This window comes from Gracilimonas tropica DSM 19535, assembly GCF_000375425.1.
Lineage (GTDB): Bacteria > Bacteroidota > Rhodothermia > Balneolales > Balneolaceae > Gracilimonas > Gracilimonas tropica.
Genome location: NZ_AQXG01000005.1, coordinates 49,709 through 61,567 on the forward strand (window position 1 = coordinate 49,709; position 11,859 = coordinate 61,567).

General features: G+C 43.7%; 11 protein-coding genes. 9 read left to right on the forward strand and 2 right to left on the reverse strand.

From position 1 onward, the window contains the following. Positions 1-54: 54 nt before the first annotated feature. Entirely contained in the window at positions 55-990 is a 936-nt protein-coding gene (locus tag B151_RS0109760) for a DUF4097 family beta strand repeat-containing protein (RefSeq protein ID WP_020403444.1), read from the reverse strand. A gap of 121 nt (positions 991-1,111) precedes the next feature. Between B151_RS0109760 and B151_RS0109765 the strand changes: the two genes are divergently transcribed. From B151_RS0109765 to B151_RS0109795, 7 genes are all read left to right on the forward strand, one after another. After that, complete coding sequence (locus tag B151_RS0109765) at positions 1,112-1,963, forward strand: proline dehydrogenase family protein (protein ID WP_020403445.1); 852 nt, start codon at positions 1,112-1,114, stop codon at positions 1,961-1,963. An 89-nt stretch (positions 1,964-2,052) separates the two neighbouring features. After that, complete coding sequence (locus B151_RS0109770) at positions 2,053-2,415, forward strand: DoxX family protein (protein ID WP_020403446.1); 363 nt, start codon at positions 2,053-2,055, stop codon at positions 2,413-2,415. Positions 2,416-2,484: 69 nt separating this feature from the next. Further along, positions 2,485-3,711 carry a 6-bladed beta-propeller gene (locus B151_RS0109775; RefSeq protein ID WP_020403447.1) on the forward strand — a complete coding sequence of 409 codons (1,227 nt, stop codon included), beginning with the start codon at positions 2,485-2,487 and terminating at the stop codon, positions 3,709-3,711. A gap of 120 nt (positions 3,712-3,831) precedes the next feature. Further along, positions 3,832-5,961 carry a hypothetical protein gene (locus B151_RS0109780; protein ID WP_040516852.1) on the forward strand — a complete coding sequence of 710 codons (2,130 nt, stop codon included), beginning with the start codon at positions 3,832-3,834 and terminating at the stop codon, positions 5,959-5,961. A 60-nt stretch (positions 5,962-6,021) separates the two neighbouring features. Continuing rightward, positions 6,022-7,107, forward strand: a complete 1,086-nt coding sequence (locus B151_RS19535) for a M23 family metallopeptidase (protein ID WP_020403449.1) — start codon at positions 6,022-6,024, stop codon at positions 7,105-7,107. 45 nt (positions 7,108-7,152) lie between these two features. Next, positions 7,153-7,575, forward strand: coding sequence for a YciI family protein (locus tag B151_RS0109790; RefSeq protein WP_020403450.1), 423 nt, complete (start codon positions 7,153-7,155; stop codon positions 7,573-7,575). A 266-nt stretch (positions 7,576-7,841) separates the two neighbouring features. Further along, positions 7,842-8,510: a nitroreductase family protein gene (locus B151_RS0109795; protein WP_020403451.1), complete on the forward strand. Its 669-nt coding sequence runs from the start codon at positions 7,842-7,844 to the stop codon at positions 8,508-8,510. 131 nt (positions 8,511-8,641) lie between these two features. On the opposite strand, the gene B151_RS0109800 is transcribed toward B151_RS0109795, so the two are convergent. Further along, positions 8,642-9,790, reverse strand: a complete 1,149-nt coding sequence (locus B151_RS0109800) for an NHL repeat-containing protein (RefSeq protein WP_157470879.1) — start codon at positions 9,788-9,790, stop codon at positions 8,642-8,644. Between the two features lie 176 nt (positions 9,791-9,966). On the opposite strand from B151_RS0109800, the gene B151_RS0109805 reads away from it, so the two are divergent. Continuing rightward, the gene (locus B151_RS0109805; RefSeq protein WP_040516897.1) at positions 9,967-10,629 is read left to right on the forward strand and encodes a TlpA family protein disulfide reductase; all 663 of its coding nucleotides are present in this window, start codon (positions 9,967-9,969) and stop codon (positions 10,627-10,629) included. Positions 10,630-10,775: 146 nt separating this feature from the next. After that, positions 10,776-11,834: a VOC family protein gene (locus B151_RS0109810; RefSeq protein WP_020403454.1), complete on the forward strand. Its 1,059-nt coding sequence runs from the start codon at positions 10,776-10,778 to the stop codon at positions 11,832-11,834. The last annotated feature ends 25 nt before the right edge of the window (positions 11,835-11,859 follow it).

The following is an 11,859-nucleotide window of genomic DNA, read 5'->3' on the forward strand; positions in this document are numbered from 1 at the left end:
AAAAAAGGCGGACAAATTGCCCACCTTTCCTCTTAGCCTTAATAACAATTGTTTTTACAGATATTCCAGGCGAATAGAACCGCCGCTGGTTTTAGCCTCAATCCTGGTTCCTCCGCCATTCATGGTTCCGCGGATCTCATCTTTTTCTAATTCGCCGCTGAAATTCTTTAGGTCGCCGTACACCCTGTTTCCATCAAGATCCAGATCATAACCGTTTTCCTGTGGAACAATAATGGTGATACTGCCTCCGCTGGTACGTAATTCAATAAAATCAGAAGGGGCTAAAACTTCTGCATCAATTGAGCCGCCACTGGTTCTGGCTTCTATATTTCCTTCCATCCCGGAAAGGCGGATACTGCCTCCGGACGTTTTTGCTTCTAAATTCCCCACAAACATATCTGCCCTGATAGTTCCCCCGCTGGTATGTACGTCTGCATCACCCTGAATATCACTCATCGAGATGCTTCCGCCCGATGTGTTAAGCACCATCTGTCCTTGAATTCCTTCGGTAGTAATACTACCTCCACTTGTTTTCAGTTCCTGGGAGCCAACGAGATTTCGAGCCGTTAAACTTCCACCGGATGTTCTGAGCCGTGTTCTTGTTTCCTGTGGCGCATACACGATGAATGAGATCGAATAGCCATCATTCCAGTTCCAGCCTCTACGCGATTTCCTGTCTGCGATCGCTTTTATCCTGTTTCCATCCTGTGAGAATTCGATGTCATAATCGCTCAGATCGGCTTTTCCTGCCTCAATATAATTTCCCCGTCTACGAACGTACATCTCTACTTTAACTTCATCTTGGTTAGAACCGATCACAGAAATACTTCCTCCCGATGTTTGCACCTCAAGGCTCACCTGACCTGATACCGAAAAGGTTTCGGTTCGGTACACATCTTCTTCTGATTGAGCGTGGGTAAGTTGTGCCGATAGCAATAGCGCACCTGCCCAAAAAGCGGTGATTGTAGCTGATTTAAATCTTTGTAACATAAAGTTCATAATTCCTCCATTTGATTGTCTTGCTCCCTTTACACGAATGAAATTTTAAGTAGTTACATTTAGAATGTGTTCGGGATTGTGTAAATTTGCGCGCCCTTAAAACTGGAGTCTCATGAAATTACCGTTCATTTTTGCAAAACGATTTGTAGCCGGAGAATCTTTTACCGAATCGATTCCCAAAGCCAAAGAGTTAAACAATAAGAATCTGAAACTTACCCTTGATCTGTTGGGAGAGAATGTTGAGGATCGGAAAACGGCTTCCGATACCGTAGACTCATACATTCGCTTGCTGGATGGCATCAAAGAAAATAATCTCGACAGCAGCATTTCCATTAAGATCACGATGATGGGGCTCGATATCGATCATGATTTTTGCCGTGAAAACCTATTTCGGCTTTTGGATGTAGCCCAGGCTCACGATCAGTTTGTACGCATCGATATGGAGGGCTCCGATTATACACAAGTCACCCTGGATATTTTTAAAGAGGCCCACGAAAAATACCGGGGACATATTGGCACGGTCATTCAGTCCATGCTTTATCGCAGCGTAAACGACATTAATGAACTTGCTGAAATGAATGCGGACATCCGCCTTGTGAAAGGTGCTTACAAAGAACCGGCTAACATCGCGCATCAAAATATGCCGGATATCAGAGCTGCCTTTAAAGAACAAGCGAAAGTATTACTTGAGAAAACAAGCTTCCCCCGATTTGGAACGCATGATGACGAACTCATCGACTGGCTGAAAACCTATACTACCGATAACAATATTCCCAGGGAGAGCTTTGAGTTTCAAATGCTTTATGGCCTTCGGGAAGATACTATGGTTCAACTCACCGAAGAAGGATATCGCACTCGTATCTATGTTCCTTTCGGAACCGATTGGCTTCCTTATTTTACTCGCCGGCTGGCTGAGCGAAAAGAAAACATCTGGTTCGTACTCAGCACCATGTTTAAGAAATAATTGGTGTTATGGTGCGATAGTGTTAAAGTGTTACGGTGTTAATTCACCTTTTTTTACCGTAACAACGTCGCACTATAACGCTTTTAAGTATGGATGCTGAATTTCATCGCTACATTATTGGATTCCTATTTATTCTTGCGGGAATCTTACATTTCCTGAAGCCCGACATTTTTATGAAGATCATGCCGGATTATTTACCCTGGCACAAGCCTTTGGTGTTAATCAGCGGTTTCTTTGAGATCGCCGGTGGGGCAGGCTTGATGATACCTACTCTTCAAAAATTCGCTGCCTGGGGACTGATCCTGCTTTTACTTGCCGTCTTCCCCGCTAACATTGAGATGTTCCGAAAGTATTATCACCGGCAGGGGTTCACTCCCTTTGTTTGGGCTTTACTGTGTAGGCTTCCGCTTCAATTTGTGCTGATTGGCTGGGTGTACTGGGCCGGTCTTTAGCATGGACATGCTACCTGTTTTAATATATTAAGAGATATTTTGATTGGGATACAACTAAAATCACATGACATGAAATCAATATCGGTCATCATTTTCGCCGGGGCATTTTTGATAAGCTGTACATCAAAGAATCAACCTTCATCCATAGATAGTGAACACATTCCAGCACACATCCAGGCTTTGGATAATGTATCTGTCCTTAGCTCTGAGGAATTTCCCACCAATACAATTTCAATTCAAAGGGATAAAGTATTCTCCTCAACCGATGACATCTATTTTTGGGGGGTTGGGAGTATGGCTGTTGATGAGCAAGGCCGGTTATTTATTGAGACTGCTGGTGAAATGGGGCAATCAGGCATTTTAGTATTCAATAAAGATGGAAGTTATGAAGCTACTTTAGGGCGATATGGACGAGGTCCCGGAGAGTTCGAAATGATTCAAGACCTGCAGATATGGAACAACCGACTCTATGTGTTGGAAAAATTTGATGTCCATATCTTCAATCTGGATGATCTTTCACATTTGGAAACTTTTGTTATCGATATGAATTCTATTGCTAATGAATCTTCCTTTCGGAAAAAAAGGCCCGGCCAACAGCTATATGTGCTCAATAAAGACTCCATCTTACTTGAGTTTGAAACCCCGCTACCGCTCAAAATTCAAACCGGCCAGGACTCTCTATTTTACGCCCTTATAAATTCACAGGGGCAAATTACTTCTGATCCTTTTTGGAAAGTCAGAGCCTTCATTTTTTTCAATCGCTCAGATGGACCTAACGTTTCTGTTCCCTTACCCTTCGTACTTCCATTCACTCGTTCTTCCCATGTAGCCATCACTGAAGACAACCATCTGTACTCAAACTGGAATGAGGAAATTCTGATTAAACAGTTTGACCCAAAGGGACAGTATCAACGGTCTTTATATATACCGTTCAACAATGTGCCTCTTACCCAAGAAGAAGCGTACGATATCGCTCATTTTGAGAAACGAATTGAAGCATTAAAGGAAGAAGCGATTCTCCAAAGCTGGCCGGCCGTACACCGAATTCATACCGACACGAAAAACCGTCTTTGGATCTCTACTATCACCAAAAGCGATTCTTTGTTTACCTGGTATGTAGTAGATGATGACTTTAAGCCTCTCGCAACTTTCAAACTAAAAGGACAAAAAAGAAACCGTACCGCATGGCACCCTAAAGGCTTAATCATCAAGGATGATTACCTGTATCAGGTTCAACCCACCAGCGTGCGAGAATCAGCCAAGATCATTCGCTATAAGATCAACTGGATGAATTAAGCTATCTTTTTCTTCCATTTCCCAGTTCCAAATTAATATTGAAGATGGATAAGAACCGGTAATTTTATATCAACTTCTCATTACCTTAGCGCATCAACTTTTTATTCATTCGCAGGCTTCATGAAAAGGAAACTCCCATACATACTTCCGGTGCTTTGTGGTTTAGTATTGTTGCCGATCCCCCTTTTGCGTGATCTGCATTTTGAGTCGGCCATGCTCGCCGGAACGGTTGGATGCTTTTGGGCCGGAATTCGGTCTGCCTCTTCTTTTAAGGACGATTTTTTTGAAACGCTCCACATTCTAAGCCGCATCTACCTGACCGCCGTTCCTCTTTTTATTTTTGCCTTGATCTCCGGCTGCCTGACCCTCGATGGAGTTGGCTTTTGGATCTTTATCCCCTTCCCAAGCGCATTCTTTGGAGCTGCTGTTGGCCGGTTGATCAGAATGACTCGCATTCCTTTCCCAAAGTTTATCACGACTTTAATTCTGCTTTCCTGTGGAATTGGAATTTGGCTCCTGGAATTTTTTTCCTTTCCCCAGGTCTATTTCTATAATCACGTTTGGGGATTGTGGCCCGGCCCCATCTACGATGAATCAGTTACTCTGACCGGCTCTTTTTTCTACTTTCGCGGGCTCACTTTTTTGTGGATCGTCTTGCTTTGGGTGATCCCTGACTGGAGTCAAAACCTGCAAACCAAACTGATCACAGCGCTTGCGCTGACTTCATTATTATTCAGTTATCTGAATTTGGATGAGGCCGGCATCATCAGTCCAACAAAAACCATTCAGCAGCAACTGGGCGGGCATCATCAAACCGAACACTTTGAGCTTTATTACGATGAAGATTTCTACACAGAGAAAGAGATCAACTATTGGGCTACCCGACACGAATTCTACTTTCAGCAGATCACCAATAGCCTTGAAATTGAATGGCCTGAAGGACGAAAGGTCGAATCTTATTTATATGCTCACGCCTGGCAAAAAAAAGAAATTACCGGGGCCAAGTTCACCAGTTACGTTCCTGTTTGGCTGCAGCAAGATCAACTGCATATTGCCAAACAACAGCTCGATGGCGTATTGAAACACGAAATGGTGCATGTGATCTCCAAGCAGTTTGGAAATAATCTGTTCAACGGAAGCTGGAGTATTGGACTTATCGAGGGGCTTGCCGAAGGCATCGCAAAAGATGCTTCCTCACGATCCACGCTTCATCAAATTGTAGCAGCAGAGCAACCTTATCCCACGGCCGGGGAAATGAAATCAGCGCTTTCATTTTGGGGATTTTATGGCAGTGCCGGAGCCATCAGTTACTCAACAGCAGGATCATTCGTCAAGTTTTTAATGGATACCTATCCTGTAGAACATGTAAAGAATGTGTATTCGGGAATGGATTTTGAAACCGAGTACGGGCAATCCTTTGAAGAACTTGTATCTGACTGGCACAAAATGCTGGAGCAAACACCAATGGATTCGATAGATCAGCAAGTTTCGGAGCTTATTTTTGCTCAGCGCTCATTGTTCCAGAAAGAATGTCCGCACTCGGTAACGCAGGAGCTTCGCCTTTGGGATGAGTATCAATATCAACTTGCCGACCGAGACTCGCTTGAGGCTTATGATATTTTGGATGAGCTTTATATCATCAACCCGCAAAACGAATTTGTGAAAGAGGCCTGGATTCGAGAACAACTTCATCAGGGAAATTATGAACGAGCAGCGCAAGCTATCACCCCAAAAGATTCACTGCTTGAATTACAGATCCTAAAAGCTGATGCGCTGTTTCTGTCGGGTTCTTTTTCTGCTGCCGATTCTCTTCTTAAAGAAGTGCGCCCGAAGATTCTGTCATCGAATGCCCGCAATTTTAAGTACACCCAGGAGCTAAGAGCAGACAGCCTGCAGTGGGATTTTCATACCCGGCGCAGATATCAGAATTTTTATCCCGATCGTGTTTCTTTTCAGCGGCAAAATCTTCCCAATAAAATGCTCTCGCTGAATAACGCATTACACGAGGATAACCCAAAACTTGTTCAGGAATATGCCGGCTTTGTATCGGATCATGATCTTCATTCCGACTGGTTCGATATCTATGAAGATACCATTCATCAGTTGGCCTGGATGGGAGATTTTGAGTCGGCCGAACTATGGCTTCGCTCTGTGAAAAGGCTTGATCTGAGGCTGCGGTTTCAGGAGCGTCTGCACGAGCAACAAACCTGGCTGGGTTTCATCAAAACCTATAAAACAGTTGCAGATTAGCGGTTTTATATTCAAGTTGCACAAAAATAAACAGACCAACCTAATATCATCTCCCGCTTGATGGGTACAAAAGTATCATCCAAGATCATCGGCATTTTCCTTTTTGCAGGATGGATCTTTCTTTTACCAACCAAAACTACGGCTCAGGATTGGCGACTTTCGGCCAGCTATGGAATTCAAAGCGTGGGTTTTGATTATGTGCCCAATCAACTGTATCAGGGAGAGATTGGTGCCGTTTCCAAGGGAATGCTGGAACTGGAGCTGGAGCGCTATCTGTTCTATCGTTTTTATGTGGGCGGGAAGTTTGAATACTTGCTGCACAACCAACAAGATCTGCTTATTGGAGGGCCGGTAAATTTCGGGCAGGTAAATCTCGGTGCCATAGCCGGACTTCAGTGGCCAAAATGGGGGTTTTATGGCGGAGTTAAGCTCGGATCTGTTCATGATTTCAGCATTCGGGCCACCAACAGAAACGGAGATACTTTTTGGGTTGAACCGGTTGAACCGACGGCAAAATTGACCACTTCTTTTACCGGTGGCGTAAAATATTATCTGCTGAATTTTTTGAGGCTTCAACTGGAAGTGACGCAAACTAATTTTCTTCCGCAGAACATCGTCCCGCAAAACAGCTTCGATAAAAACCCTGCGTTCCGCTCTTTCGATATGAACCCAATCTCATTTACGGTTGGGGTTTCCATTTCTATTCCATGGAACCGGCCGGCACGCAAAACGAATCCGGATCGCGAGCTCCCACCGCTAATGCGTGTCTCTTCCGTTGATTTTAATAAACCGCTGGATAATACCTTTGTAACCTCTCCTTTTGGCCCCCGCTGGAACAGTACCCACGAAGGCATAGATCTGGATGCAAGCCTGCGCGATAACATTTATGCTGCCGAGAAAGGCATCGTTGTAAAAGCAGGCAAGGGACGTGGTTACGGAAAAATGGTGCGCATCAAACATGCCGGTGGATACGAAACCGTTTATGCACACATGAGCCGCATCAAAGTAAAGGAAGGAGACCGGATCAAAAAAGGAGATGTTGTCGGTAAAGCGGGCAATACCGGAACCTCATCGGGGGTTCATCTGCACTTTGAGATCCTGAAAGATGGCAAACCGGTAAACCCCGAAGCCTATGTTCGTTTTTAGATTTTATATGTACTATTTGCTGAACCCTAAGACATCCTGAATTCCATGAAAAATTTATTTTGTTTTATAGCTTTAGCTTTTGTCTCTACAGCTGCTTTTGCCCAGCAAGCTGATTCCACCGCTCAACCCGAAACTTTTGAATACGAATGGGCCGGCGAGAAAATGACCATGCAAAAATACTTTATCGTATTCCTGAAAAGCGGGCCCAACCGAAGTCAAACTCAGGAAGAGGCCATGAAACTGCAACAAGAACATCTCGCTTATTTGGGCGGATTATATGAAGAAGGCATCATCAACCTAAACGGCCCAACCGATGGCGAAAGTGATATCCGCGGCTTTTCGGTATATAATGTAGCTACAATAGAACAAGCCCGTAAATATGCTGAAAATGACCCGATGGTGAAAGCCGGTCGCCTGGCGGTAGAGGTTCTTCCCTGGTGGCTGGCTAAAGGTTCCGGTGTAAAGTAGATTCTTCGCTTTTAGTTTTGTGAGGCAGAGTCTCATTCCGTGCGTTCAGCAGCAGAGCGACTAAACGAGAAAGAGGATTGGGGTGTAGCATACTGCGTCACCTCTGGCTCATTCCATCACCCGGCTCTCCCATATTCAACCTTCATAATCTTAGCAAACTGAGCCGAAGGATGGAATTACGATCTCAAAATCCATCTTTTACTTTATGAGATTTGTATAAATCCTCATATTGTATTTTCATTCCAACAATTTCTTAATTACAGCCAATGTCTCAAGCCCATTTTATTCCATATCGCGATTTCGAAGAACATTCCGTCGAGGAAATGAAAAAACGGGCGGAAAAATTTTATCAGCTGGTTAAAAAGCGGCGTACAGTCCGGGACTTTTCAGACCGACCGGTTCCGCGGGAGATCATTGAAACATGCTTGCTTGCTGCCGGTACAGCTCCCAATGGTGCTAATAAACAGCCCTGGCATTTTGCAGTGGTGAGTGATCCCGGAATCAAAAAGAAAATTCGGATCGAAGCGGAAAAAGAAGAGCAGGAATTCTACAATCGTCGTGCACCGGAAGACTGGCTTGAAGATCTCGCGCCACTGGGAACCGATGAACACAAGCCCTTCCTCGAAAAAGCTCCTTACCTGATCGGCATTTTTGCTCAAAGCTATAAACTGGATGAAAACGGCGAAAAAGAGAAGCATTACTATGTGAAAGAATCCGTAGGTATTGCAACGGGAATGCTGATCACCGCCCTGCATAATGCCGGCTTGGCTACACTGACACATACCCCAAGTCCTATGGGCTTTTTGAATGAGATCTTGGGACGGCCTGCCTACGAAAAACCGTTTTTATTACTGGTAGCCGGATACCCGGAGGACGGAGTGAAAGTGCCCGATATTTCGAAGAAGTCTCTGGGAGAGATCGCGAGTTTTATTTGATCGCACATTATCGGCTTAGCGAGCCGAGGTACGTACCACAGTTCGCTGAGCCGTGAAAATTGACCGCATATTTTTAGACTTTAAGGAACGATGCCGAATCACAAAAAAACAGCTAAATAAGCTTGCGAAGTTTATTTGAGTATCTTAACTGCATATTTTTGAATTTGGGGATATGGCTCATCTGTAACTATGTAAAAGTTGCCATTCCCGTCTGCATATTCTGGTTTTAGTAGACTTTCCTTCATTTCTTTACCACGGAAAGAGAATAACAGCCGGCCATTTTTGTAGTAGAAGTCCAAAGATCTTTCAAACTCTAAATCAGGATACTTTCGAGTAACTGCCATTTCTTTTGCTATTTCATCCGGATCAGAAATATTGGTTGGCCAGGATATCCTGTTCACTAAAATACTATCGTTTACAAAATATGGAACCGTACCTCCGCTGAAAGGCACGAATGCTCTTTCAGTTCCATTCCCATCCACATAGTTTCCCGGCTTCACGAATGTATCAATACCTCTTTTAACTTCTCTAATTTTATGACCTTCTACGTCGTAGAAAACAAACGAAAACTCAGCTCCACTCATGATTGCGATTTCATTTCCAATTACGGCTGTCTCTGATCCTAAACCGGTCATATACTCATTCTCTTTATCAAATATCACCTTAAAATCAGAGGTGAGTCTCAAATTATTTGCATAATCCAACACATAAATATGAACCCCAATTTTATTTGTAATATTTGATCGTAGAATAACCTCACCACTTTCTGTAATCCCACAAAGTAAAAGCCTTGAATTTCCAATCCCATCTAAACTATAGGAGCGTATAAAATTACCCTCTACATCAAACACATCAATTCTTGACCCGCCAATATTTGATATCAGGATTTTGTCTCCGTAGGTACTTAAACCTCTAACACCGTCAATATCTCCCGGACCTTTTCCCTTATTGCCGGTTTTCCATCTTAGCTTTCCTTCTTTGTCAAAGGAAATGATTTGGTTTAAACCATTATCAACCAAATATAGATTTTGATTTGCATCTGTATGCAAACTTCGAATATTTCTTGCAGATGATAATACCGCCTCCCCTTGAAATTGCATATCACCAAATGTCATTATCTTTTCTAATTGGATAGGAGGGTTGGTTTCATTCTGCCAAATCCCAAATTCTCCATTTTGGATTACGTTATTTCCACTCTGTTGATTTTCTTCAACTCCAACGCAACCAGTGATGAAAACAGACCAAACCATGATTATTATACTCTTGCATCGATTTTTCATAGTACCCTTTCAATTTAATGGTTATAAAATTCTTAATGCATCATATTAATAAAAATGGACTTGTGATAAAAATCCTTAACCTGGCTCCATACGCTCTGCGTTGGAACCAATGTCTTCTTAAGCAAAGCTGTTACAACAACATCTCATCCCATTCACTTTGATTGTATCTTTACCAGATGAAGTCCAAAGAATCTAAATCCACATCTAAAAAATCCTCCCTCAAAAAAGAACTCATTCAATGGGGTATCATTTTTTTGATCGGGGCAGGTTTATACGGCACCGGCTACCACACCGAAGTGATCGGCAAGCTACAAAGTGTTTTACTTTACACCGGAATCCTTCAGCCGGATACGGATGAATCGATTATGCATGGCAACCGGGCCGACTACAACATGCCTCTGCTAACCATCAATGGAGAAGAAGCTTCACTTTCTGAGTTTGAAGGCAAAACCATTTTCATGAATTTTTGGGCTACGTGGTGTCCGCCTTGTATTGCTGAAATGCCGAACATTCAACGGTTATATGATGATGTAAAAGAGGATGAAAGCATCGTGTTTGTGATGGCCTCGCTGGATCGTGATCCCCAAAAAGCCTGGGATTTTGTGCATCGGAAAGAATTTACGTTTCCGGTGTACTCGGTGATCGCCAAACCCCGGGTTTATGATGCTTCAGTGGTGCCTACTACCTACGTGATCTCTCCACAAGGTGAAATTGTAATGAAACACCAGGGCATGGCCAGGTATGATACGGATAGCTTTAAGGAGTTTTTGAAGGCTGTTTCCTCGAATCAACCGACGGAATGGAACACAGACAAGGCGGACTCTGTGGATGCCCGTTAATTAAGGCCTTTTTTGGCTCAGCGAGCCGAGGTACGTACCGCGATTCGCTGAATCGCCTTTTGTTTTAATCATTCCGCTTTTCTTCACTTATCAAAAAAACGTACCTTGGCGCCGGTTAAATCCTCATTCATTTTACGTTTAGATCTATGGAAAAAGTCATTGCCGGCATTCAGCAAATTGGAATTGGAATTCCTGATGTGTACAAAGCCACGAATTGGTATCGCAAGCATTTTGGGATGGATATCAAAGTGTTTGAAGATGCCGCTACTGCCGAACTGATGCTCCCCTACACCGGCGGAAAGCCACACGACCGAACCGCGATTTTAAGCCTCAACATGAAAGGCGGCGGCGGATTTGAGATCTGGCAGTACACCAGTCGCGAACCTCAACCCGCTGATTTTGATATCCAAATGGGCGACTTAGGTATCAACTGTGGAAAGATCAAATCCATAGATGTACCAAAGTCTTTTGAGGAAATGAAAGCAGCCGGCGTGGAGGTCATTACTCCGTTAGAAAAAAACCCGACGGGCGAGTATAATTTCTTTGTGAAAGATCTTTATGGAAATATCTGGCAGGTAGTAAAAGGACTGGATTTCTTCAAAACCAAAACACCTTCAACAACCGGGGGCGTAGTTGGCGCGGTTATCGGTTCCACGGATATTGAAGCAGCTCGAAAGTTGTATTCCGAAGTGTTGGGTTATGATGAGGTCGTGTACGATGAAACTGCCACTTTTGCTGACTTCAAAGGATTGCCAGGCGGAGATGATGAATATCGCCGCGTTTTACTCCGGCATTCGAAACCACGTCAAGGTGGATTTAGCGCCATGTTTGGCCCAACGGAAATTGAACTGATCGAAGTAAAAGGACGTGAACCGCGCAAGATCTTCAAAGATCGTTACTGGGGTGATCTCGGCTTTATCCATCTATGCTTTGATGTGCAGGGCATGGATGCGTTAAAAGGAGAACTCGAAGCTAACGGCTTTCCCTTCACCGTTGATTCTGCCAATAGTTTTGACATGGGTGAAGCCGCCGGGCGATTTACCTATGTGGAAGATCCCGACGGCACACTCATCGAATTTGTGGAAACGCATAAAGTTCCGATCATCAAAAAGATTGGCTGGTATATTGATATGACCAAGCGCAATCCCAAGAAAAATTTACCGAACTGGATGATCAGCGCACTTCGTTTCAGTCGTATGAAGTGATAGTTTTGAAGTGATTGAAGTGATG